Source organism: Serratia sp. BNK-10 (assembly GCF_047456065.1).
Taxonomy (GTDB): Bacteria; Pseudomonadota; Gammaproteobacteria; order Enterobacterales; family Enterobacteriaceae; genus Serratia; species Serratia ureilytica.
On record NZ_CP179894.1, the window covers coordinates 1,073,413 to 1,096,023 of the forward strand.

Annotated in this window: 21 protein-coding genes; 6 read left to right on the top strand and 15 right to left on the bottom strand. The window is 60.5% G+C overall.

Going from position 1 to position 22,611, the window contains the following annotated elements; translation table 11 throughout:
- Positions 1–10 precede the first annotated feature (10 nt).
- Positions 11–709: a transcriptional regulator CecR gene (cecR, locus tag ACMGG9_RS05205; protein WP_033642245.1), complete on the bottom strand. Its 699-nt coding sequence runs from the start codon at positions 707–709 to the stop codon at positions 11–13.
- 297 nt (positions 710–1,006) lie between these two features.
- Between cecR and rhlE the strand changes: the two genes are divergently transcribed.
- From rhlE to dusC, 3 genes are all read left to right on the top strand, one after another.
- Positions 1,007–2,386, top strand: coding sequence for an ATP-dependent RNA helicase RhlE (rhlE, locus tag ACMGG9_RS05210; protein ID WP_042783890.1), 1,380 nt, complete (start codon positions 1,007–1,009; stop codon positions 2,384–2,386).
- Between the two features lie 113 nt (positions 2,387–2,499).
- A complete protein-coding gene (locus ACMGG9_RS05215; RefSeq protein WP_197754287.1) occupies positions 2,500–3,459 on the top strand; it encodes a D-2-hydroxyacid dehydrogenase family protein in 960 nt (319 codons plus the stop codon).
- 84 nt (positions 3,460–3,543) lie between these two features.
- Positions 3,544–4,476, top strand: coding sequence for a tRNA dihydrouridine(16) synthase DusC (gene dusC / locus ACMGG9_RS05220; RefSeq protein WP_033652368.1), 933 nt, complete (start codon positions 3,544–3,546; stop codon positions 4,474–4,476).
- A gap of 41 nt (positions 4,477–4,517) precedes the next feature.
- On the opposite strand, the gene ACMGG9_RS05225 is transcribed toward dusC, so the two are convergent.
- The 9 genes from ACMGG9_RS05225 to ACMGG9_RS05265 all read right to left on the bottom strand — a co-directional run bounded on the left by ACMGG9_RS05225 (position 4,518) and on the right by ACMGG9_RS05265 (position 15,031).
- Positions 4,518–4,778: a hypothetical protein gene (locus ACMGG9_RS05225; RefSeq protein ID WP_049187167.1), complete on the bottom strand. Its 261-nt coding sequence runs from the start codon at positions 4,776–4,778 to the stop codon at positions 4,518–4,520.
- 246 nt (positions 4,779–5,024) lie between these two features.
- Positions 5,025–6,071, bottom strand: coding sequence for a ferric ABC transporter ATP-binding protein (gene fbpC / locus ACMGG9_RS05230; protein WP_033642250.1), 1,047 nt, complete (start codon positions 6,069–6,071; stop codon positions 5,025–5,027).
- 11 nt (positions 6,072–6,082) lie between these two features.
- Positions 6,083–8,158 carry an ABC transporter permease gene (locus tag ACMGG9_RS05235; RefSeq protein WP_392587163.1) on the bottom strand — a complete coding sequence of 692 codons (2,076 nt, stop codon included), beginning with the start codon at positions 8,156–8,158 and terminating at the stop codon, positions 6,083–6,085.
- A gap of 67 nt (positions 8,159–8,225) precedes the next feature.
- Positions 8,226–9,257 carry an ABC transporter substrate-binding protein gene (locus ACMGG9_RS05240; RefSeq protein ID WP_046686604.1) on the bottom strand — a complete coding sequence of 344 codons (1,032 nt, stop codon included), beginning with the start codon at positions 9,255–9,257 and terminating at the stop codon, positions 8,226–8,228.
- Entirely contained in the window at positions 9,254–10,558 is a 1,305-nt protein-coding gene (gene uhpC / locus ACMGG9_RS05245) for an MFS transporter family glucose-6-phosphate receptor UhpC (protein ID WP_033642253.1), read from the bottom strand. Before uhpC ends, ACMGG9_RS05240 begins: the two co-directional genes overlap by 4 nt.
- Before the next feature lie 84 nt (positions 10,559–10,642).
- The gene (locus tag ACMGG9_RS05250; RefSeq protein WP_213587397.1) at positions 10,643–12,184 is read right to left on the bottom strand and encodes an MASE1 domain-containing protein; all 1,542 of its coding nucleotides are present in this window, start codon (positions 12,182–12,184) and stop codon (positions 10,643–10,645) included.
- On the bottom strand, positions 12,184–12,813 hold the full coding sequence (locus tag ACMGG9_RS05255) for a response regulator transcription factor (protein ID WP_033642255.1): 630 nt from the start codon (positions 12,811–12,813) through the stop codon (positions 12,184–12,186). Before ACMGG9_RS05255 ends, ACMGG9_RS05250 begins: the two co-directional genes overlap by 1 nt.
- A gap of 122 nt (positions 12,814–12,935) precedes the next feature.
- Complete coding sequence (locus ACMGG9_RS05260) at positions 12,936–13,700, bottom strand: arylamine N-acetyltransferase family protein (protein ID WP_414161953.1); 765 nt, start codon at positions 13,698–13,700, stop codon at positions 12,936–12,938.
- Between the two features lie 89 nt (positions 13,701–13,789).
- Positions 13,790–15,031 carry an oligosaccharide flippase family protein gene (locus ACMGG9_RS05265; protein ID WP_206191897.1) on the bottom strand — a complete coding sequence of 414 codons (1,242 nt, stop codon included), beginning with the start codon at positions 15,029–15,031 and terminating at the stop codon, positions 13,790–13,792.
- A gap of 203 nt (positions 15,032–15,234) precedes the next feature.
- Here ACMGG9_RS05265 and ACMGG9_RS05270 point away from each other — a divergent pair, with 203 nt between their 5' ends.
- Positions 15,235–16,086 carry an ATP-grasp fold amidoligase family protein gene (locus ACMGG9_RS05270; RefSeq protein ID WP_414161954.1) on the top strand — a complete coding sequence of 284 codons (852 nt, stop codon included), beginning with the start codon at positions 15,235–15,237 and terminating at the stop codon, positions 16,084–16,086.
- 3 nt (positions 16,087–16,089) lie between these two features.
- On the opposite strand, the gene ACMGG9_RS05275 is transcribed toward ACMGG9_RS05270, so the two are convergent.
- Positions 16,090–16,986: a LysR substrate-binding domain-containing protein gene (locus tag ACMGG9_RS05275; RefSeq protein ID WP_033652376.1), complete on the bottom strand. Its 897-nt coding sequence runs from the start codon at positions 16,984–16,986 to the stop codon at positions 16,090–16,092.
- Between the two features lie 117 nt (positions 16,987–17,103).
- Between ACMGG9_RS05275 and ACMGG9_RS05280 the strand changes: the two genes are divergently transcribed.
- The gene (locus tag ACMGG9_RS05280; protein ID WP_046686611.1) at positions 17,104–17,883 is read left to right on the top strand and encodes a 2OG-Fe(II) oxygenase; all 780 of its coding nucleotides are present in this window, start codon (positions 17,104–17,106) and stop codon (positions 17,881–17,883) included.
- Between the two features lie 38 nt (positions 17,884–17,921).
- Here the strand turns inward: ACMGG9_RS05280 and ansP are convergent, their stop codons facing one another.
- Both ansP and ACMGG9_RS05290 read right to left on the bottom strand, forming a co-directional pair.
- Positions 17,922–19,388 carry an L-asparagine permease gene (ansP, locus tag ACMGG9_RS05285; protein ID WP_033642262.1) on the bottom strand — a complete coding sequence of 489 codons (1,467 nt, stop codon included), beginning with the start codon at positions 19,386–19,388 and terminating at the stop codon, positions 17,922–17,924.
- Between the two features lie 432 nt (positions 19,389–19,820).
- Positions 19,821–20,258: a PACE efflux transporter gene (locus tag ACMGG9_RS05290; protein ID WP_033652378.1), complete on the bottom strand. Its 438-nt coding sequence runs from the start codon at positions 20,256–20,258 to the stop codon at positions 19,821–19,823.
- A 112-nt stretch (positions 20,259–20,370) separates the two neighbouring features.
- Between ACMGG9_RS05290 and ACMGG9_RS05295 the strand changes: the two genes are divergently transcribed.
- Complete coding sequence (locus ACMGG9_RS05295; RefSeq protein ID WP_414161955.1) at positions 20,371–21,264, top strand: LysR family transcriptional regulator; 894 nt, start codon at positions 20,371–20,373, stop codon at positions 21,262–21,264.
- Positions 21,265–21,280: 16 nt separating this feature from the next.
- On the opposite strand, the gene ACMGG9_RS05300 is transcribed toward ACMGG9_RS05295, so the two are convergent.
- Positions 21,281–21,844 (bottom strand): DedA family protein, encoded by a 564-nt coding sequence (locus tag ACMGG9_RS05300; protein ID WP_015377041.1) that lies wholly within the window; start codon positions 21,842–21,844, stop codon positions 21,281–21,283.
- A gap of 50 nt (positions 21,845–21,894) precedes the next feature.
- Entirely contained in the window at positions 21,895–22,572 is a 678-nt protein-coding gene (locus tag ACMGG9_RS05305; protein WP_414161956.1) for a DJ-1/PfpI family protein, read from the bottom strand.
- Between the last annotated feature and the right edge of the window lie 39 nt (positions 22,573–22,611).

Here is a 22,611-nt window from a genome sequence, read left to right on the forward strand (position 1 = left end):
CTGCCTGAATTTACGCGCCGTGACGTTGGCGCAGCCCAATAACTAAAATCTCGATATGCTCGCTCAGCACCGCCGCGATTTGCGCCGCTTCGCCCTCACCAATCTCTTGCCAGCCGGCCTGACGGCGGATGGTCTCCCGCGCTACGCGGAACGACAGCACCTCGCCGATCAGCGCATGGGTATGCAACACGAGGCGGGCAGCACGTTCGTCGATGCCGGTGGCGGCCGACAGCAGGCGGCACAGCCGTTCGTGCATCGGCGCGATCACCTGGCGGTGGATCAGCGGGTAGGCGTCGGTTGGGGCAAGCTGTTCGCGCGACATGATTTTGCTCAGATTCAGCGTGTGCGGCTGGGTCATCAGCTCGCTGAAGGCCAGCAGGCCACGCTGCAGCAAACGCAGCGCCGCGTCGGGCGATCGCTGTGCGGCAGGCTGCTGCCCAAAGCGATCGACCTCTTCGGCCAGCGGGGCGAATGCCTGCTGGATGAAATCGGCGAGCGACTGCGCCACGGCCAGATACAGCCCCTCTTTGGAGCTGAAGTAGTAGGTGATGGCGGCGATATTCTGGCCGGCGCGCTGGGCGATATCGCGGGTGGTGGCGCCCTGCAGGCCATATTCACCGAACAGGTCGGTCGCCGCGGCGAGCAGTTGCCGGCGCGTTTGCTCGCCGCGCGCCCGGCCGGCGGCCTGATGAGGGACGGAAGCTGGCATAGGTCACGCTCAAAGTTAATCAATCATATGATTAACTTTATGCCAGATTGTTTAAAACGCAACCGCTAACCACAATGAGTTATGTGACCGACTTCAGATAATGCTGAATTTACGGCAGATTGTGCTCTCTGCACGTAAAAGTGCTTTTTATTGCGCGACTTCTGTTACAATCGCCGCCTGGTGCACTGCAGTTTGTGCCAATCCCTCGTGGTCATGCTTAATGCCCCGTCTGATCATCCTCCCAGGAAACTGCACCGAACACTGTTAGGTTAGGGGGGATCTGGAGTTTTTCTCTTTATGTCATTTGAAACCCTCGGCTTAAGTGCTGAAATTGTGCGCGCTGTTGAAGAACAGGGCTATCGCGAACCGACGCCAATTCAGCGTCAGGCTATCCCTGTCGTGCTGGAAGGTCGTGACCTGATGGCCAGCGCCCAGACCGGCACCGGTAAAACCGCCGGTTTTACCCTGCCGCTGTTGCAGCTGCTGAGCAAGCATGACCATCCGGTCAAAGGCCGTCGCCCGGTGCGCGCGCTGATCCTGACGCCAACCCGTGAGCTGGCGGCGCAGATCGGCGAAAACGTCGATGCCTACAGCAAACACCTGCGCCTGCGTTCGCTGGTGGTGTTTGGCGGCGTGAGCATCAACCCGCAGATGATGAAGCTGCGCGGCGGCGTCGATATCCTGGTGGCGACGCCGGGTCGTCTGCTGGATCTGGAACATCAGAACGCGGTTGACCTGTCCAAAATCGAAATTCTGGTGCTGGACGAAGCGGACCGCATGTTGGACATGGGCTTTATCCACGACATCCGCCGCGTGCTGGCCAAGCTGCCGGCCAAGCGCCAGAACCTGCTGTTCTCCGCCACCTTCTCCGACGACATCAAGGCGCTGGCCAACAAACTGCTGCATAACCCGGCCTCGGTGGAAGTGGCTCGCCGCAATACCGCGTCCGAGCAGATCGAGCAGAGCGTGCACTTCGTCGACAAGAAGCGTAAGCGGGAACTGCTGTCGCAGATGATCGGCGAAGGCGACTGGAAACAGGTGCTGGTCTTTACCCGCACCAAGCACGGCGCCAACCACCTGGCGGAACAGCTGAACAAAGACGGCATCACCGCCGCGGCGATCCACGGCAACAAGAGCCAGGGTGCCCGTACCCGTGCGCTGGCCGATTTTAAAGACGGCCGCATCCGCGTGCTGGTGGCGACCGACATCGCGGCGCGCGGCCTGGATATCGACCAGCTGCCGCACGTGGTGAACTACGAGCTGCCTAACGTGCCGGAAGACTACGTGCACCGCATCGGCCGTACCGGCCGCGCGGAGCGTACCGGCGAAGCCATCTCGCTGGTGTGCGTGGATGAACACAAGCTGCTGCGCGACATCGAGCGTCTGCTGAAGCGTGAAATTCCGCGCATTGCACTGCCGGGCTACGAGCCGGATCCGACCATCAAGGCCGAGCCGATCATCAACGGCCGCCAGGGCGGCGGACGCGGCGCGCCGCGCGGCAACGGCGGTGGCCAGCGTTCCGGTAACGGCGGCGGTCAGCGCAGCGGTAACGCCAACGGCGGCCAGCGTGAAAACCGTGGCAACGGTAACGGCAACGCTCGCCCGCAGGGTGACGGCCAGCGCCGTTCCGGCGCGCCGGCCTCGCGTCGCCCGCGCAACCGCAAACCGGCCGAATAAGCCCGATTGCGCAAAAGCAAGCCGCCTGTATGGGCGGCTTTTTTTTTGCCTGGCGGAACGGCATTTTCGTACTAGGCTGGACGGTGGCTATCCCTACATTCCAGGAGACGGAGATGAAATTGAAGTGCGCAATTCTTGATGATTACCAGCAGGTGGCGCTCAACATGGCGGATTGGTCGGCGCTGGCCGATCGGGTGGAGGTGTCCGCCATCAGCGCGCACTTTGCCGATGAGGCGGAGCTGGCGGTGCATCTGCAGGAATGCGACATTCTGGTCATCATGCGCGAGCGCACGCCGATAACCGCCTCGCTGCTGGCGAGGCTGCCGCAGCTGAAGCTGCTGATCACCTCCGGCATGCGCAATGCCGCTATCGATTTGGCCGCCGCCGCCGAGCGCGGCGTGGTGGTGTGCGGCACCAGCAGCGGGTCGGCGGCGCCGATGGAGTTGACCTGGGCGCTGCTGCTCGGGCTGGCCAAGCATATCGTGCCGGAAAGTGCCGGGCTGCGGAACAACGGCCCGTGGCAGCTGGGCTTGGGCGTCACGCTGCAGGGGAAGACGCTGGGGCTGCTGGGGCTGGGCAAGATCGGCGGCCAAATGGCCAAGGTGGCACAGGCGTTCGGCATGCGGGTGCTGGCCTGGAGCCAGAACCTGACGGCGGAACGGGCAGCGCAGGAGGGCGCCCTGCTGGCACCGTCCAAACGGGCGCTGTTCGAGCAGAGCGATTTTGTCTCCATTCACCTGGTGCTGAGCGATCGCAGCCGCGGGCTGGTAGGGCGGGACGAATTGACGGCGATGAAACCCACCGCTTACCTGATCAACACCTCGCGCGCGGGGATCGTCGATCGGGCGGCGCTGGTGGACGTGCTGCAACAGCGGAAGATTGCCGGCGCCGGGCTGGACGTGTTCGAGACGGAGCCGCTGCCGGCCGACGATGTGTTTCGTCAACTGCCCAACGTGCTGGCGACGCCGCATGTGGGTTACGTGGCGGACGACAACTACCGCGCCTACTTCACCGAGGCGGTCGAGGACATTGCGGCGTTTCTCGCCGGTCAACCGATCCGTCGGCTGGGCTGATGGCGTTTTTAATGCCCGCAGAGGCTTGTCTGGCGCGGGCATTCACCCGTATCATTGCGGGTCTTTTTTTAGCTGGGATTGGTCATGCGCGTATTATTGGCTCCGATGGAGGGCGTTCTCGACTCTTTGGTGCGTGAGTTACTCACCGAAGTGAACGACTACGATCTGTGCATCACCGAATTTTTGCGCGTGGTCGATCAGCTACTGCCGGCCAAGTCGTTCTACCGGCTGTGCCCGGAGCTGCGTCACGCCAGCCGCACGCCGTCGGGCACGCTGGTGCGGGTACAGCTGCTGGGGCAGTACCCGCAGTGGCTGGCGGAGAACGCCGCGCGCGCGGTGGAATTGGGCTCTTACGGCGTCGATCTCAACTGCGGCTGCCCGTCCAAGCTGGTGAACGGCAGCGGCGGCGGGGCGACGCTGCTCAAAGATCCGGAATTGATCTACCAGGGCGCCAAAGCGATGCGCGCGGCGGTGCCGGCCCATCTGCCGGTCACGGTGAAGGTGCGCCTGGGCTGGGACTCTTCCAATCGCAGCTTTGAAATCGCCGATGCGGTGCAGCAGGCGGGCGCCAGCGAACTGACGGTGCACGGCCGCACCAAAGAGGACGGCTATAAGGCGGATCGCATCAACTGGGCGGCGATCGGCGAGATCCGTCAGCGGCTGAGCATCCCGGTTGTCGCCAACGGCGAGATTTGGGATTACCAGAGCGCGCAGGATTGCCTGCAGACGACCGGCTGCGACGCCATCATGCTGGGGCGCGGCGCGCTCAACGTGCCGAACCTGAGCCGGGTGGTGAAATATAACGAACCGCGCATGCCCTGGCCGCAGGTGGTTGAGCTGCTGCAAAAATACGTCCATCTGGAAAAGCAGGGCGACACCGGCCTGTATCACGTGGCGCGCATTAAACAGTGGCTGGGTTATTTGCGTAAAGAATATGATGAAGCAACTGAACTGTTCAGCGAAATACGCGCGCTGACGACGTCCGGGGATATTGCGCGCGTCATCTGCCGCAGCTGAAAATAAACCCGCGCGTGGCGGGTTTATTTAAATTGGCATTATCAGGCGGCTTTATCAAGACGGTTTAATTCTATCTCGATATCCTGAATGGTTTTTTCCAGTCCTTCCAGACAGGCGCCCTGTTTATTCAATAGGTCGTTAATGGCTTCGGCGAATGCCTTATTTTTGCATTCCCCCTGATCGAAGGCCAGCCAGTGTGCGGAGAGCGTCTCGATATTCGACTGCGCGTAGTGGCGCATTTCCTTCAGCTGGGAAGCGACATTGCGTAAATTATCCAGCTGCGCCTGTGCATTGTTGCTCATGAATTTCTCCTTGAGTTGGCCGTTAAATAATTTCGACTGCGGGATCAAGCTTACCCTATTTAAATAAAAATATCACCCTGAGTGGTCTGGGTGGTTATTTTTGGGTGGGTGTGGCTATATTTATTTTTCGGCTGAACAAGGACTTGGGTGGAATTGTAAAAATAGATAAATACGGTGTTTTTGGCGATTATTTTCGGCCATCCCGTTCGGGATGGCCGTTATTCTACCCCTTAAGCGTGAGGCCGACTATGCCGCGTCCGCCAGCATAAACATGCCGTAGGGGTGAATTTCCAGATAATACTGCTCGCCGACGTTCGGTTGCAGGCGGGTGGCGTTAACCTGCAGCAAAATCTGTTGCCCGTGCCACGCCACCGTCACCTCATACTGCGGCCCCATGTAGGCGACATGCTGGATCTCGCAGCGCTGGCTTTCATCGCCATGCTCGCTCAGCGTGATCGCTTCCGGCCGCACGCCCACCGTGCCGGCGCCCTGGGCGGCAAAGTGCGCGGGGCGCGGCAGACGATAGCCGCTGATATCGACATGATCGGCGCTGAAGCTGGCCGGGAACAGGTTGGCGTCCCCCATAAAGCTCGCCATAAAGCGCGAGGCGGGCTGCCGATAGAGATCCTGCGGCGAGCCCATCTGCATGATATGCCCCTTGTTCATTACCAGTACGGTGTCGGAGACCGCAAAAGCCTCGCTCTGATCGTGGGTGACGTACAGCGACGTGATATCAAACTGCTTTTGCAGCTCGCGGATCTTTTCGCGCATGCTGCGGCGCAGGTTGGCGTCGAGGTTGCTCAACGGCTCGTCGAACAGCAGCACTTTCGGCTTGAGGATCAGCGCGCGCGCCAGCGCCACGCGCTGCTGTTGGCCGCCGGAGATCTGATCGACATAGCGATCGTCGAACCCCGCCAAGTCCACCATCGCCAGCGCTTCCTGCACGCGCGCTTTCACTTCGGCGCGCGGAATGCCGAGCATCTTCAGGCCATAGCCGACGTTCTCCCCCAGCGACATGTGCGGGAACAGGGCATAAGACTGGAATACCATGCAGATGTCACGCTGCTGGATGGAACGATGGGTGACGTCTTCACCATCAATGAATATCTGCCCGTCGCTCGGTTTTTCCAGCCCGGCGACCAGGCGCAAAATGGTGGTCTTGCCGCAGCCGGAAGGGCCGAGCAGCGTCACCATTTGCCCCCGTGGGATGGTGAGCGTGATGTTATCGATTACCGTGTTGCTGCCGAACCGTTTGGAGACGTTACGCAATTCAACGAAATTTTTCTGGCTCATCATGGGCTCCATTACGCCTGGTTTTTGGCTTTTGAACGGGAGATGCGTGCCTCGCCGATCAGCCAGTCAAAGAGGAAAATAATCGCCAGCATCACCACGATCAGAATTGAACCGTAGGCGATCGCCACGCCGTATTCGCCGTCTTCCACGCGGTTGAGGATGTAGGCGGTGGCCACGCGGGTATCGGGGGTGACCAGGAAGACGATGGCGCTGACGGTGGTGATGGCGCGCACGAAGCTGTAGATCAGCGCCGACAGGATAGCCGGGCGCAGCAGCGGCAGCAGGATGTGCGTGATGGTGCGCAGCGAGCCGGCGCGCAGGCTGAGCGAGGCTTCGTCCAGCGATTTGTCTATCTGGCCCAGCCCGGCGATCCCGGCGCGAATGCCCACCGGCACGTTGCGCATCACCATCGAAATAATCACGATGGCGGCCGTCCCGGTGAGGTACACCGGCGCGCCGTTAAAGGCGAGAATGTAAGAGACGCCGGCCACGGTACCCGGCACCGCAAAGCACAGCATGGTGGTGAACTCGATGGTCTTTTTGCCCTTGAACTGTTGGCGCACCACGATCCAGGCGATCAGCAGGCCGAACGCGGCGGTGATCGGCGCGGCGATCCCGGCGTACAGCAGCGTGTCGAGCAGCGAAGGCCACGCGCCGTCGCTCATGCCCTGGCCGAACAGTTTGATGAAGTTATCCAGCGTCAGCGTGTAATCCACTCCCCAGTTGACGGTGAAGCTGCCGTAGAAAATGCTGCCGTAAAGCAGGGCGTTAAAGGCTACCCACACCGCCAGCAGCGCGATCACGCCCCACACCAGCGTGACCGGCAGCGGCTGCACGTCGCCGCGATACGATTTGCCGGACACGGTGACGTAGGAACGTTTGCCGATCCACATATACTGGATGCAGAACACCAGCAGTGAGAACAGCAGCAGGAAGGCGCCGAGGGTGCTGGCGGCCTGATAATCGAGCTGCGAACCGGTGATGTAAAAATAGATTTGCGTCGCCAGCACGTCGAAGTTGCCGCCGAGCACCAGCGGGTTGCTGAAATCAGCCAGCGATTGCACCACCACGATCAAAAACGCGTTGGCCAGCGCCGGTTTCAGCAGCGGCACGAACACGCCGTTAAAGGTTTGCCAGCGGCTGGCGCGCAGGGTGTAGGAGGCCTCTTCCAGCGAAGGATGAATGGTCTTGATCGCGCCGTCGAGGATCATGAACGCCATCGGGGTGAACGCCAGCACCTGCGCCAGCCAGATGCCGGTAAAGCCGTACAGCCAGTTGGTATTGGTCAAACCGAACCAGGCCACCATCCACTCGGTGACGTAGCCGGAGCGCCCCATCATCAGCGTGACGCCCAGGCCGACGACGAACGGCGGCGTGACGATGGGCAAGATGGAGAAGATGCGGCCGATAATGGCGCTGCGCTTGGCGATGCGGGTAGTGTAAATCGCCAGCACCAGGCCGAAAAAGGTGCAGCCGGCGCCCACCGCGATCGACAGGGCGATGGAGTTGAGGATCACCTGAATGATATGCGCCTGCGACAGCACGTTCATAAAGGCCAGCGGCGCGAACGCGCCCGTCTGGTCGGTGAACATCGGAATGAAAATCGCGATGCTCGGCCAGACGATGAAGACGCCGATCAGCGCCACGATGGTGACCAGTGCGCCGATAACGAAACGGTCGCCGCCCAGCCAGTCGAGGCGGGTCAGCGCCAGCGTCATGATGGCGCCCAGCGCGGTCAACTGCACCAGGGTGGCGTAGCCTAAACCGCGTCCCGCCACCGTGGCGCTGACAACGATAAAGGCCATGCACAGCAGCGCCCAGCCGGCATCGAACGCGTGGCGGCGCCGCTGCTCACGGCCCGCCGCAGCGTAAGGGCGCAGCAGCAGGCTCGGCAGCAGGCACCAAAGCCAGCTGATATTGCGGTGTGACCAGCCGTAGGCCGCGAGGATCTCTTCGCCGGTGGACTCCAGCAGGCCGTAATCCAGGCTCCAGCTCGGCAGCAGGGCGAACGCCAGCCAGCCAAGCAAAACCCAAAGGGATATCGCATCTCGTTTTTTCACGAGATGGAGTGCATGTGTATGTGACATAAGTTTCCCGGATGTTCAGGCCGGGCAAGCCGTGAGGCTTACCCGGCAACAGGCGCAGAATGTGGGCTTATTTACCCATCTTGACTTCGCTGACCCATTTATTGATCAGCGCCTTGCGGACGTCGGTCGAACCGTACTTGTCCATGTCGTAGTTGATCAGCTTCAGGTCGTCGAGCTTCAGCGAGTTCGGCGAGGTATCGGCGGTGGTGTTGGTCAGGATCTGATAGGACTTGCCTTGCTTCCACGCCAGCTCCTGCGCCTCTTTCGACAACACCCAATCCACGAACAATTTGGCGTTGTCGAGGTTGCGCGCGCCTTTGAGGATGCTGACGCCGCCGATTTCGTAGCCGGTGCCTTCACACGGCGAGATAAGCTCAAGCGGCGCGCCCTGTTCCTTTTCGAGCGAGTAGTCATGCAGGAAACCGATGCCGATCGCCGTTTCGCCGCGGGCGGCGTTGCGCGCCGGGGCTATGCCGGATTTGGTGTACTGCGAGACGTTGGCGTTCAGCTGTTTGAGGTAAGCGAACGCCTGATCGTCTCCCCACAGCTGGGCAAAGGTCGCCAGCGCGGTGTAGGCGGTGCCGGAGCTTTGCGGATCGGCGATTTGAATCTCGCCTTTGTATTCCGGCTTGGTCAGGTCTTTCCAGCACTTGGGCACCGGCAGATTTTTCTCTTTCAGGCGCTGGGTATTGACGCCAAAGCCGAGAATGCCGACGTAGACCGCCGAGGAGTAGTTGCCTTTCAGCTTGGCCGGATCGCGGAATTGCGTCATGACCTGGTCGAGATTCGGCGATTTGTACGGCTGCAGCAGCCCCATTTCACCGGCCTGGGATTGCGGATCGAGCGTACCGCCGTACCAGACGTCCGCCTGCGGGTTCTTCTTCTCGGCGTCCACTTTCGCCAGCGTGCTGCCGGAACCGTTGCGGATGAACGCGGTTTTCACGTCATATTTCTCGCCGAAGGCTTTGGTTTCCGCTTCGCACATTTCATTGGTGGCGCTGCAGTAGACCACCAGGCGGCCCTTGGCGTGCGCGGCGCCGCTCAGGGTCGCCAGCGCGATGCCGGACGCTATCAGGGTAGTGACCCACGTTTTTTTCATTGTTTTATCCTTCTCTCGGTAGAGGTGGTAACGCTCGCCATCAGCAGCGGCATCAGCAATAAACCCATAAGAACGGCGGCGATCGACAGCAAACTGAACATGCCTGACCAGCCGTAGCCTTCGATGACCCGCGACAGCGGCCAGCCCGCCAGCGCCGCCCCCAGATAGGCGAACAGGCCGAGAAAGCCGGTGATGGAGCCCGCGGCGCCTTTGTGCCCGCATTCCACGGCGGCGAGGCCAATCAGCATCTGTGGGCCGAAGACAAAAAAGCCCACCGCAAAGAAACAGCCCGCCAGCAGCGCGTAGTGGTGCACCGGCGCCAGCCACAGCGCGGCGACGGACACCATCAGCCCGAGCGTGAACAGCAAAATCATCGGCGCGCGCTGCCCGCCGAACAGCACATCCGAGCCCCAGCCGGCGAACAGCGCGCCGAGCAGGCCGCCTATCTCGAACAGCATCACCGTCGCGTTGGCGCTGAGCAGGTTGACGCCGTGGCTTTCCGTCAGCCACAGGTTGCCCCAGTCGTTCAACGCGATGCGGATCAGGTAGACCAGCACGTAAGAGACGCCGAGCAACCAGATCATCGGGTTCTTCAGCATCGTGGTGCGCAACATTCGCCACAGCCCCATCGGCGGGCTTTGCTGTTCCTGGCGCAGCTCCAGCGGATCGTGGCGCCACTGGCCGACCGACGGCAGGCCTTCTTCCTGCGGCGTGCCTGTCAGCTGCCGCGTGAGCCAGATGCCCAGCACCATGCTGACGGCCCCCGGGATCAACATCGCCGCCTGCCAGCCCCAGCGCTGGGCGGCGAAGGCGCTGATCAGCGGCACAATCGCGCCGCCGAGGTTGATCGACATATTCCAGCAGCCCCACCAGAACCCGCGCTCGTTGCGCGAATACCAGTGGGTCAGCAGCCGCGCGCAGGGCGGCCAGCCCCAGCCCTGAAAGAAGCCGTTCAGCGCCCAGACCGCCAGCAGCAGCGTCAGCGATTCACCGAAGGCGAACGCCACGTTCAGCAAACCGGTGGCGAACAGGCCGATCCCCATAAACCCGCGCTGCCCATGGCCGTCGTGCCACAACCCGGCGACGAATTTCGACAGGCCGTAGCTCAGATAAAACAGCGAGCCGAGCAGGCCGATGTCTCCTTTATCCAGCCCCAAATCCGTTTGCAGCGCCGGCAGCACGTAATTCACGCTTTTGCGCGTCAGGTAAAAGGCGGCGTACCCGATGACCATGTACAGCAGCAGCCGCGGGCGCAGCGCGCGGTAACGATGATCGATTTCAGATGCCGAGCGTGCTTGCATAGCCGCCTCCCTGGTGCTGACTATAAGAAGGTGAAAAGGAAAGGGGATGAGATAAAGTCCGGAGTGGCTAAGACTTTTTCCTAGTTAGTCGGCGGTTTGTTGCAAATTTGTGGGCAGGTTAACAATTACCCGGGTGCCGCGCTGCGTTTCCAGCGTCAGTTCGCCGCCGAGCGCGCTGACCCGTTCGCGCATTCCCTGAATGCCGAAGCCCGGCGCGTTGCCCGCATGGATGCCGACGCCGTTGTCCCGTACCTCGAGGTGCAACATGGCGCCTTGCTGATACAAAACGATGGCGACTTCGCTGGCCTCGGCGTGTTTGCACACGTTGTTGAGCAGCTCTTGCAGCAGCCGGTAGAGGGTGAAGCGCACCGTCTCGCCGGCGGGCGTGTCGGTCAGGCGGTAGTCGAAACGGCAACGGATGCCCCGTTCGCTAAAGGCGAATTCGCTCAGCAGGTGGTGAAGCGCGTCTTTGAACGTCAGCTCGTCCAGCGCGGGCGGGCGAAGTTGGCGCAGCAGCTGGCGCGTGGAGTGATGAATGCGCCGGGCGAGATCGCCTATCTGGTTCGCGGCGGCCTGGGTTTGCGCCGGATCGCGCGCCCGCTTGACCAGCTGCGACTGAATTTGAATGGCGGTGATGTTCTGGCCGATTTCATCGTGCAGCTCGCGCGCCAGGTTCTTTCGCGTGTCTTCTTCGGTGTGGATCAGTTTTTCGGTCAACGCCCGCCGCGCCGCCAACTCTTCTTCCAGGCGTCGGCGATAGTGGTGCAGGTTTTGCGCCAGGTGCTGCTGACGGCTGATGGCGATGCCCAGACCGATGCCGAGCAGCGCCTGGGTCGCCAGAAAGATTTCCAGCTCGACCAGATTGCCGAACCCCACGCCGACCTGCCGGGCGAGGGTGATCATCATGCTGCCGAGCAGGCCGGACAGCACGCCGCCCTGCCAACCGAACTTCCACGCCATCACCACGTTCGGCAAAAACACCACGATCAGCAGCAGGCGCTCGATTTCCGGCGACAGCACCATCTGCGTACCGATACCGATAACGAAAAACAGGCTGCACCAGATGATTAAGGACGCGCGCAGCGGCGGGTTGGCGGTGTCCAGCCCGAGCAGATGGTAGCGGTGCTGCTGGCGCAGAAATTCAAAGATCAGGTAGACGAACGGGGTCAACAAAACACCGCCGGTAAACGACGCCAGGCCGAGCAGCATCGCCGGGCTCTGCGCGAAAGGCGACAGCAGGGCGGTATTGAGCAGCGAGGCGGCGGTCACTGCGGCCAGCAGTAGCGTCAGTCGTTGCCAGTAGAGCGGAAAACGGCGCCAGACCCGTTGCGCGAGAAGAGCCGGGATCAGGGTGATGAACGGGGCGGCCAGCAGGCCGTAGCCGCTCAGCAGGCGTTCGCCGTGCAGCCAGAACAGCAGCAGCGCCGGCGGCGCTATCAGGGCGGGCCAATAGCGCCGCCCCAGCAAGATCAGCAGCGCGAGATAGACGCCGTGGGGCAGAAACAGCGCCGCCTGATTGCCGTTGTGGGTCAGATAGAAACCGAGCGTCCACAGCATCAGCCAGCCGCTGCCCCAGGCCAACAGGATAAACAGCGAGATAACCCAGCGCCGTGAACGGAGTGACATCAATGCCCCGCCAGCAGCTGATGATCGAGGGCGAAATGCACCAGCTCGATGGTGCTGTTGCACTGCAGCTTGCCCAGGACGTTGGCGCGATGTACGTGTACCGTTTTATGGCTGAGATCGAGCTTGAAAGCGATCTCCTTTACGCTGTCGCCTTTGACCAGCAGCTCGAAGATTTCGCGCTCGCGCGGGGTCAGCACTTCCAGCGCCGTGGCCGGCTGCTCGCCGCCGCGCAGCGCCCGCAGCGCGTCGGCGCACAGGTAATGGCCGCCCATATCGACGGAGCGCACCGCCTGCACCAGCTCTTCCGGCCCGCAGCGTTTGGTCAGATAACCGCTGGCGCCGGCATCCAGCGCGCTCTGCACGAAGGTGGGGGAGTCATAAATGCTGAGTATGATCGCGCGAAACTGCGGCTTCTGCGCCCGCAGGCGTTTCAACAGGCTCAGGCCGTTTTCATCCGGCATGGCGATGTCCATCACCGCGACGCTGACGTCGTCGCGCAGCAGCGCCGGCCAGGCCGCCGCCGCGCTGCTGTATTGCCCTGCCACGTCGATGTCTGCTTCGAGGCTGAGCAATTGCGCAAAGCCGGAGCGCACCACCACATGGTCATCCACCAGTATCACACGGATCATTTTCGCACTCTGTTGCCGAATTATGATCCTATGATGCCTGCCGCCGCGATGCTGGCAATCAGCCAAGCGCGGTTATGCAATCGATGTAACAGAATCGTAATAAAAGGACGCCGCCCGCGCCGTCAACGATCCACATCGATGGCGAAATGCCGCCACAGCGCGGCTCGCCGTTCCTCTTCCGAATGCAGCGTCGTTTCGTGGCGTTGATGATCTTCGGTCACGATCAGCTTCATGTCGCTGAGGGTCACTCGGCCCAGTTCGGTCGGCCGTGAACACACCAGGCGCTGGGTGAAGTGCGACTGCGGCGAGGTGCTGTGGAAGTGGCACATCTCATCGAATTCATGCGGTTCGCGCGGCTGAACGGTAAAGCGATACAGGGTTTTGGCATGCGAGCGCTGGTCGCCGTTGCGGCGTTCCAGCAGGTAATATTCGCCTTCCCGCTCCAGGTGGAAGGTGCCGCTGGCCTGCGGTTGCGGCTCGGCAACGACGATTTTGAGCGGCGTCAGGAAGGAATCGCCGAAACCGACGTCCACCAGCCAGGCCTGGCCCGCCAGATCCACCCGCAGCGCCAGATGGTCGTAAGGAGGGCCGAAATGGCCGTCGCGCGCGCGGATCTCGCCGGAGATAAAGCTCACCCTGAAACCGATCTCCCGCAGCAGCAGGGCGAACAGCGTATTCAGCTCATAACAGAAACCGCCGCGGTTACGCTCGATCACTTTGCTGAACAGCGCTTCGGGCGCCAGCTGAATACCCTGATGATAAATAATGCTCAGGTTCTCGAACGGCACGCTCAGCATGTGGCGATGGTGCAGCTGTTGCAACGTGGGGAGATCGGGGCGGGCGACGCCGGTAAAGCCGATATGCTGCAGGTAGCGTTGGGTGTCCACAGGGTGTCTCGCATGAGAAAAAGTAGGCTTAAAATAGCGGGCTTTGCGGCGTTTGTGAGCGCATTACGTGCTGCGCCACGGCAGCCGGATTACTTTCCCGACGGGCGTCTTAGGTAAAGCGCCGGGTTCAGTGAGCGCAGATGCATTTTCAGTACGGCACCCCGTTGAAAGAGATAGTTGAGTACGGTCAATGACAGCAGTTCGGTCAGCAAGGTGCTGTAAGCGGCGCCCATCATGCCGTATTGCCGAATCAGGCCGTATGACAGGGGAATGTTAATGATAAACACCAACAACATTTTGCGGGAAAGGAAGCCGTAACCGGAAAACAGCACGATGTATTTATAGGCCACGGTCCCCAGGGCGGAGAGCAGGGTGGCGACGGCCAACACCCCCATGGCGGCATAGGCCGCCAGGTATTGCTCGCCGTACAACAGTGCGATGACCGGTTTGCCCAGCCAAACGATCCCGGCGACGATGGCTAAGGCGATGGCCAGCACCAACCCATTCAGTTTGGCCGCGGCGCGCATCGCGTCTTCGCGCCGATAGGCGAATATTTTCGCGAAGAACGAGGTGATGACGGCATCGGTAACGAACATCCAGGCGGTCGCCAGGGTAATGGCGACCGAGTAAATGCCCAGTACCGCGGCGGAAACGAACCACATCAAAAACAGCTGCGCCAGCCGGGTATAGATGGCGATGGAAACATTGGATACCGCCAACGGCAGGCCGCTGGCGAGCAGATAGCGCACATATTTGCGCCGAATACGGCCGGGGGCCGAAAAGCCCGGATGGCGGCGATGATAAAGGTGATGACGGATCAGATAGGGGATGAGGTACACCATCACGATAGGGATGGCCAGAAAGTACAGGTGCAGATCAAAAAACACGATCAGCCAGCGAGCCAACAATGCGCTGGCTAAGCCGGCCACGTTGGCCAGGGTATTGAAACGCGATTCCAGCCGGGCGTCATGGTAAATGGCGAAGACGTCTTTGAGTGAAAAAAACGAGGCCAGGAATGTGGCGGCGCAAAAGTAAAAGGTCGTGAAGTCTTCCCGCAGCCCGGTATAAAGCAAGATGATCGCAGAAAAGGCCAGGAAACAGGCTTGCCTCAGCCGGTTGGTGGAGAACATCAGCGCTGCGCCGGAGCGCGGATTACGGCTAATGCGTTTGAAGAGGATGGTGTCCGACCCCAGCAGCGCCAACGTTTGGGTAATGGCGAAAATCGCCGTGGCAAAGGTAATCTTTCCGAAGCTTTCCGGCCCAATATATTTGGCCATGTAGGCGGTGATGAATATAACGCCGAGGATTGATACCGTCTTTTCCGCTATCATCCAGGAAGCGTTTCTTATTATGCTGAAGTCTATGATCTTTAGTTTCACTGACGCTTCCCTGAATACCTTATGATATAGGATTATTCCGTTTTTTATCCTTTAATAATCACCAAGGCTTTTTTTATATTTTACAATTGAAGTCAATTGCATTTAAACTTTAGCTGGGTCTTTTGTTATGTTGGATTAATGGATGAATCAACGGAATGAGAAAATTCGTAAAATACCTCTATAAGGTTTCGCCTGACTTTATTTATTATCAGCTGTCGCATTATTTTGCTCACGGAAGCTTTGTCAACTTTTTGAATCCTAAAAGTTTTTCCGAAAGGATTTACCACAGAATGCGCTACCCGCGCGAAGAGTTCAACCTGTTGGCGGACAAGGTGGCGGTGAGGGATTATATATCCAGTCGCGTTTCGGAAAAATACCTAACGCCGGTCATCATGATAACGGAGAACTTCACTGAGCAAGACTATTTGTCGTTGCCTCAATCTTTTGTTATCAAAACAAATAATGCCTCGCAGCAAGTTAAGATTGTCAGAGATAAAGCGCGAGTGAGTTATGATGAGATTGCAAGCACTCTCAAGAAATGGTCAAAAATAACGTATTGGAAGCGCTTTCGTGAGAAGCACTATGCGAAGATCCCACTGCAAATTGTGGTTGAAAACCTGTTGGACATCGAACGCGACGGTGAATTGATCGACTATAAAGTGCATGTTTTTAACGGCAGCCAGCCTTATCTGTTCGTGGAGTTGCTGCGGGGCGGCCCGGAGCCGACGTCGCTGGAGTTCTTGGACCGCCATGCGCATCACTGCTTTTTTACCCAGAAAGATATTCCCCAGATCAACACGTTGCACGCGAAGCCTGACTTTTGGGATGAGATGATTGAGGTCGCCCAAGCCGTTGCCGCCGATCTGGACTACTGCCGGGTCGATTTCTACCTGACGCAAGACAGGCTCTATATCGGCGAGCTGACGCTCACCCCCGGTGCAGGCAATGAAGTGTACCAACCGCGCGCCACGAACCTGCTGCTGGGCGAGCTGATGGCCAAAACCTGAACGCTATGCCGAGCGTTGAGCCAGTTCCCGCAGCCAGCCCAAAAACGCCGCGGCGCCGGGTTTTTCCAGCGTGCGCGGCGGGTAAACCACGTAGTAGGGCTTGCTAAGCGGCAGCGCCGGTTCGGCCAGGGTGACCAGACGGCCCTCCGCCAGTTCACGGGCGATCAGCCGCCGCTGGCCGAGCAGCACCCCGCGTCCTTGCACGGCGGCGTCGATGGCCAGCGAAGTCAGGTTATAGGTCAGCCCGCGGCGCGGCGGCGGCGACCGATCGGCGGCGGTGAACCATTCGTGCCAGCCCGGCAGAAACTGGCTCTCCTTGCCCCAGTCGACGTGGAGCAGCGGCAGTTGCGTCCAGTCGCCACGATCGCGCAGCGCCGGGCTGCATACCGGCTGCACCCGATCCTGAAACAGCTGCACCTTTTCCAGCAGCGGGTAATCCTGATCGCCGAAGCACAGTGCGAAATCCGCCGCCGAATGGGCGAAATCGACCGCCGCATGGGTCGCGTGCAGCCGCAGATCGCCGTCGGGGCACTGCGCCAGCCAGTCGCCCAGCGCCGGATTCAGCCATTTAGACGCCAGCGCCGGCAGGGCGAACACCGTCAGCGCCTGTTTGCCGCGCTGGCGTTCGACGTGTTGCTGCGCCACGCGCAGCGTTTCAAACGCCTCCTGCACGTAGGCCAGGTAGTCCGCGCCCTGTTCGGTCAGCGTGACGCCGCTTTTAGCGCGAATGAACAGCGTGATGCCCAGATGTTGTTCGAGCTGGCGGATCTGTTGGCTGACGGCGGCGGCGGTCAGCGCCAGCGCATCCGCCGCACGGGCCAGGCTGCCGGTGCGAGCGGCGGTTTCGAACGCCAGAATGGCGCTCAGCTTGGGCAAGCGCGCACGGGACGGTGAGTGCATGAGCAGGGCTTATCGCTAAGAATTCGTTAGCTTATCCATAACGTATTTTTGTTATGGCGGCAATGCGGCATTCGCTACAGTGGGAGGCATCCGGCTTTCGCACACGAGGGGAACGTCATGCCGCAACTTGCCGATATTATCGATCTGTCCGCCCATCCCATCGACGACGCCGCGTTCCGCGTCCGCTGCCGGCAAACGCTGGCGCGCGCCGGCGCGCTGGTGCTGCCGGGATTTCTGCGCGAAGCCGCGCTGGCGACGGTGCGGCTGGAAGGCGCCGAACAGCACCATGCGGCGTTTTACGCCACCAGCAAACACAACGTGTATCTACGGCCACAGGACGACGCGCTGCCGGCCGACCATGCGCGCAACCGGCTGGTGGTGTCGTCCAAGGGCTGCATTACCGACGAAGATATTCCGCCGCAGTCGCCGCTGCGTGCGCTGTACGACGCTCCGGCGTTTCGCGCGTTCCTGTGCGCGGTGCTTGACGAGGCGCAGCTGTATCCCTACGCCGATCGTCTGTCGTCGATCAACCTGCATTACGCCCACACCGGCCAGGAGCTGGGCTGGCATTTTGACAACTCCTCGTTCGCCATCACGCTCCTGATCCAGAAACCGCAGGCGGGTGGGCGCTTCGAATACGTGGAGAACCTGCGCGACGCCGATCGCGGCGAGATGAACTATGCCGGGGTCACGCAGGTGCTGGACGGCGAGCGGGCGGTCAAACAGCTGGCGATGGAGGAGGGGGATTTGGTGCTGTTTCGCGGGCGCAACGCCATGCACCGGGTGACGCCGACCGAAGGCGACACCACGCGCATGCTGGTGGTGCTGGCCTACAATGCGCAGCCGGACGTGATGCTGTCGGAAAGCGCCAGAATGACGTTCTACGGGCGGTTATAGCGGATAAAAAAAACCGCCCCGGAGGGCGGTTTGTCGATTCAGTGCGGGTTCTGCTCTTCGTGAGCCTGCTGTTCCAGCTTCACTTCCTGCGCGCGTTTGCGCAGGCCGAACCAGCCCAGCGTCAGCAGCACCGCCAACACCGGAATGGTGGCGATGGTCCAGGTGCCGTTCGGGTAGTCGAAGGCCATCATTACCACCACGATCAGCAGGAACGCCAGCGTCAGCCACGAAGTGAACGGCGCGCCCGGCATTCTGAACGACACCGGCTGAGCGCGGCCTTCGCGCACGGCTTTGCGCAGGCGCATCTGGCAAACGATGATAAACGCCCAGGAGGCGATGATGCCCAGCGAGGCGATGTTCAGCACGATCTCGAACACCTGCGACGGCACCAGGTAGTTGAGCACCACGCCGATCACGTAGATGCCGCAGGTGACCAGGATGCCGGCGTAAGGCACCTGCTGGCTGCTCATTTTGGCCATCAGCTTCGGCGCGGAGCCGCCCATCGCCAGCGAACGCAGGATGCGGCCGGTGGAGTAGAGGCCGGAGTTGAGGCTGGACAGCGCGGCGGTCAACACCACGATGTTCATGATGGTGCCGATGTAAGGCACGCCCAGCTTGCTGAAGAAGGTGACGAACGGGCTTTGGCCGGCCTGATAGGCGTTCCACGGCAGCAGCAGCACCAGCAGCACCACGGAGCCGACGTAGAACAGACCGATACGCCAGATCACGCTATTGATCGCTTTAGGCATCATTTTGGCCGGATCTTTACACTCGCCGGCGGCGGTGCCGATAAGCTCGATGCCGGCGAAGGCGAAGATCACCCCTTGCACCAGCACCAGCGCAGGCAGCAGGCCGTGCGGGAACATGCCGCCGTTTTCGGTGATCAGGTGCATGCCGGTGGTGTGGCCGGCCACCGGCGTGCCGGTACCGAGGAAGACGACGCCGACAATCAGGAACAGCGCGATGGCGGCGACCTTGATCAGCGCGAACCAGAACTCCATCTCGGCGAACCACTTCACGCCGATCATGTTCATGGTGGCGACGATGCCGAGCGCGCCGAGGGCGAACAGCCACTGCGGCACGTCGGCGAAGGTGCCCCAATAGTGCATGTACAGCGCCACGGCGGTGATGTCGACGATGCCGGTCATCGCCCAGTTGAGGAAATACATCCAACCGGCGACGTAAGAGGCTTTTTCACCGAGGAACTCGCGAGCGTAAGAAACGAAGCTGCCGCTGGAAGGGCGATGCAGCACCAGTTCGCCCAGCGCGCGCAGGATGAAGAAAGAGAAGATCCCGCACACCAGATAGACCAGCGCCAGCGCCGGCCCGGCCAGTTCGAGACGGCCGCCGGTACCGAGGAACAAGCCGGTGCCGATGGAGCCGCCGATGGCGATCATTTGGATTTGCCGGTTGCCCATGCTTTTGTGATAACCGGATTCATGAGAGTCTAGCCAGCGTCTTCTGGCGGCGTGTTTTTCATCCGCAGACTGTTTTTGTGAGTGCATTATCTGTCCTGTTTACCTGTCTATGTTAACCCTGCTCTTACCGAGAGCAAACGATTGCTATGACCAATCGTCATGAGAATGAGGTCGTGGCATCATTCCGCTGTTTATTGTGTATACAGCCATCATTAAAATAACGGCGAAGCATGCTACCTTTTCTCCGTAATGGTGGCAAAAAATACTGCGCATAAAACGTGAACAAGTGTGTTTATTTTTTAATCCAAATATAAAAGGATATATTATTCAAAAAGATGTGATGTTTTATCAAGACGGAAATATCGAGGAATAAAAAGTGATTAAAATCACAAAATAATAATTACCGTGCAAATTACAGGGTGTTGTTCTTATATTTCGCGGTGAGAAATAAGGGGAAAGGAAATGGCGACCCGCGCAGAAAATGGCATCAGCAGCGGGTCGGTTGGCGCGTAACGAGTCTTAGGCCGATTCACCGGCCGGCAGGGCCGATGCGGGCAGGCCGAACAGCTTGTCGAATGCCCAATTGAACACGAAGGTATAACAAGGAATGATGACGATCAACGCCATATCCAGCAGCAGCGCCTGCCACAGCGTGATGCCCATCCACCAGGCGATCAGCGGGATCAGATACACTACCAGCGTCAACTGAAAGCCGACGGCGTGCAAAATGCGGCGTTTGAGCGTGCGGGCGCGCGACGCCTGGCGGCTTTCCCACCACTCGAATACATAGTTGTAAATAAAGTTCCAGCTTACCGCGATGGTGGTGATCACCACCGCCAGCGGCCCGGTGGTGCTTGGCGCGTGGCCCGACAGCAGCGCCAGCCCCAACGCCGAGATCGCCATGCCGATGATTTCATAAGCGGTGACATACACCAGTTTGCGTTTGACGCCTTGCATCGTTTTCTCCCGATCTGTTTTTAGTTGCCTCTGTGGCGACGGCGGCTAAGATAACGTCAATCACATTGATAGAAAAAGTCAGGAGTTGTCAGTTAATCTGACAGGTTGAACAATGAATTTTTCCAGCGACAACATCGAACTGTTTTTGGCGGTGCTCGATCGCGGCTCGTTTTCCGCCGCCGCCCGCGCGCTGCGGCGCGTGCCCTCCGCCGTCAGCATGGCCATCGCCAACATGGAGGCGGAACTCGGTTTCGCCTTGTTCGACCGTTCTCACCGTGAACCGACGCCGACCGCGCTGGCGTTGGCCCTGGCGCCGCACGCCCGCCTGATCGCCGGGCAGCTCAAGCAGCTGCAGGTGCACGCCATCGAACTGTCCCAGGGGCTGGAGAGCCGGCTTTCGATCGGCGTGGCGTCGGATATCAACGGCGCCGGCCTGCTGGCAGCGGTGAAAACGCTGTCGCAACGTTATCCGCTGCTGAACATCGAAGTGCTCAGCGCGCCGCAGGACGACGTGTTGCACATGCTGCACGAGGGGCGCATCGGCGTTTGTCTTGCGTTCGGCGGGCTGAACGTCAACAGCGCGGAACAGTTCCACTTCGTGGGCGCGGAGTCACTGGTGGCGATGCTGTCACCGCAGCACCCGGCGCTGGACGGCGCGGCGGGCGAGCTGTTTCTCGAGGATCTGGTCAACGTGCGGCAGATCATGGTAGCCAGCCGCGATCTGCCGATCGGCGATCTGCGTCCCCAGGTGGCGAAGGCTTACTGGCGCACCGACAGCCTGCCGATGGCGCTGAACATGGTGGAAGCGGGTCTGGGGTGGGGCAATTTTCCGCTGTCGTTGGCCGAGCCGCTGCTGGCGCAGGGGCGGTTGGTGCGGCTGAAGTTCAAAAACACCAAGAACGAGCTGCGCTTGCCGATGCATTTGATCTGGCTTAAGAATCGCCCATTGGACAAAGCGGCGCGCGAACTGGTCGCGCTGATGCGCGAGGCGCCGCAGGAAAGCTGACGCCCGCTGCGTTTGCTTACTCCGGGTGGCGTTTACGCCACCAGAAACGCACCAGCAGGATGGCGGCGATCGCCAGCGCGACAAACAGCAGGCTGGAGAGCTTTTTGTCGAAGCCGGTAACGAAGCGTTCGATCGCCTGGCCGCCAAAATAACCGAGCATGACGAAGATCGTCGCCCATAAAATGGCGCCGAGGATGTTCAACGGCACGAAGCGCGACGGCGGCAGGCGGCTGGCGCCGATCAACACCGGGCCGATGATGCGGAAACCGTACATGAAACGCACCCCGATAACGAACAGCATCGGGTGGCGGGCGATCAGCCTTCTGGCGCGCGCGATGCGCTTTTCCTGTCCCTTGAGCCGCGAGATGACGCGGCCTTCAAACCGGCGGCCGGCGAAGTACAGCAGCTGGTCTCCCATCATGCCGCCCAGCGCCACCACTGCGATCACCCACGGCCAGTGCAACAGCCCTTCATGAGCGGCGATGCCGCCCAGCAGCGTGATGGTTTCCCCTTCCGCCAGGCAGCCGATAAACAACGCCCAGTAACCGTAGTCCGTAATATAGTGGGCTAAATCGGTCATTCCTTACTCCTTATGTGGCTGACGCATAAGGGCAAGTATACGCCCGATTGCTAACCTTGGGCGATCTGGGCCACCAACGCTCTGCGCCGCTGCAGGCTCTCCGCCATCTGCGCCTGTACCCTGGCGTAAATGTGCGGCGGGGCCAATTCCGGCGTGCCGCCCTCGAACGGCGGCGCCGGGGCGTATTCCAGATAGAGCTGGATCATTTGGGCGGTCTCTTCGCCGTGCAGTTCGGCGATCAGCGCCAGCGCGAAATCGATGCCGGCGGTGACGCCGCCGCCGCTGATCACATTGCCGTCGCGCTCCACGCGCGCTGAGCTCGGCACGGCGCCGAACAGCTTCAGGCTGTCGCGCATCGACCAGTGACAGGCGGCGCGTTTGCCTTGCAGCAGACCGGCGGCGGCCAGGATCAGCGAACCGGTGCACACCGAGGTCAGGTAGCGGGCATCGGCGCCCAGCCGACGGATCTGCTGCATGAAGGCCTCATCTTGCAGCGCCTGGGTGCAGCCGCTGCCGCCCGGCACGCACAGCACGTCGCAGCGCGCGATCTCCGGCAGCGGGCGCAGCTGGGTGAAGTGCAAGCCTTCCGACTCGACATCCGCGCCGTCTGCCGAGGCGACGACGATTTCCACGCCCGGCATGCGGCGCAGGAACTGCAAGGGGCCCGTGAAGTCGAGCTGGGTGACGCCTTGATAGATGGGAAATACAATCACGAGTGATTCAGACATGATATTCGCCTCATTTTTATCGTTGGACCTGGGTCATAA

What these genes read in the sequence shown, in the direction of transcription:
- ACMGG9_RS05290 (WP_033652378.1), bottom strand. Translation starts at nt 20,258, where the DNA reads ATGCAAGGCGTCAAACGCAAACTGGTGTATGTCACCGCTTATGAAATC.
- ACMGG9_RS05265 (WP_206191897.1), bottom strand. Translation starts at nt 15,031, where the DNA reads ATGATAGCGGAAAAGACGGTATCAATCCTCGGCGTTATATTCATCACC.
- rhlE (WP_042783890.1), top strand. Translation starts at nt 1,007, where the DNA reads ATGTCATTTGAAACCCTCGGCTTAAGTGCTGAAATTGTGCGCGCTGTT.
- fbpC (WP_033642250.1), bottom strand. Translation starts at nt 6,071, where the DNA reads ATGAGCCAGAAAAATTTCGTTGAATTGCGTAACGTCTCCAAACGGTTC.
- dusC (WP_033652368.1), top strand. Translation starts at nt 3,544, where the DNA reads ATGCGCGTATTATTGGCTCCGATGGAGGGCGTTCTCGACTCTTTGGTG.
- ACMGG9_RS05225 (WP_049187167.1), bottom strand. Translation starts at nt 4,778, where the DNA reads ATGAGCAACAATGCACAGGCGCAGCTGGATAATTTACGCAATGTCGCT.
- ACMGG9_RS05305 (WP_414161956.1), bottom strand. Translation starts at nt 22,572, where the DNA reads ATGTCTGAATCACTCGTGATTGTATTTCCCATCTATCAAGGCGTCACC.
- cecR (WP_033642245.1), bottom strand. Translation starts at nt 709, where the DNA reads ATGCCAGCTTCCGTCCCTCATCAGGCCGCCGGCCGGGCGCGCGGCGAG.
- ACMGG9_RS05235 (WP_392587163.1), bottom strand. Translation starts at nt 8,158, where the DNA reads ATGTCACATACACATGCACTCCATCTCGTGAAAAAACGAGATGCGATA.
- uhpC (WP_033642253.1), bottom strand. Translation starts at nt 10,558, where the DNA reads ATGCAAGCACGCTCGGCATCTGAAATCGATCATCGTTACCGCGCGCTG.
- ACMGG9_RS05255 (WP_033642255.1), bottom strand. Translation starts at nt 12,813, where the DNA reads ATGATCCGTGTGATACTGGTGGATGACCATGTGGTGGTGCGCTCCGGC.
- ACMGG9_RS05240 (WP_046686604.1), bottom strand. Translation starts at nt 9,257, where the DNA reads ATGAAAAAAACGTGGGTCACTACCCTGATAGCGTCCGGCATCGCGCTG.
- ACMGG9_RS05275 (WP_033652376.1), bottom strand. Translation starts at nt 16,986, where the DNA reads ATGCACTCACCGTCCCGTGCGCGCTTGCCCAAGCTGAGCGCCATTCTG.
- ansP (WP_033642262.1), bottom strand. Translation starts at nt 19,388, where the DNA reads ATGCACTCACAAAAACAGTCTGCGGATGAAAAACACGCCGCCAGAAGA.
- ACMGG9_RS05280 (WP_046686611.1), top strand. Translation starts at nt 17,104, where the DNA reads ATGCCGCAACTTGCCGATATTATCGATCTGTCCGCCCATCCCATCGAC.
- ACMGG9_RS05300 (WP_015377041.1), bottom strand. Translation starts at nt 21,844, where the DNA reads ATGACCGATTTAGCCCACTATATTACGGACTACGGTTACTGGGCGTTG.
- ACMGG9_RS05250 (WP_213587397.1), bottom strand. Translation starts at nt 12,184, where the DNA reads ATGTCACTCCGTTCACGGCGCTGGGTTATCTCGCTGTTTATCCTGTTG.
- ACMGG9_RS05270 (WP_414161954.1), top strand. Translation starts at nt 15,235, where the DNA reads ATGAGAAAATTCGTAAAATACCTCTATAAGGTTTCGCCTGACTTTATT.
- ACMGG9_RS05215 (WP_197754287.1), top strand. Translation starts at nt 2,500, where the DNA reads ATGAAATTGAAGTGCGCAATTCTTGATGATTACCAGCAGGTGGCGCTC.
- ACMGG9_RS05295 (WP_414161955.1), top strand. Translation starts at nt 20,371, where the DNA reads ATGAATTTTTCCAGCGACAACATCGAACTGTTTTTGGCGGTGCTCGAT.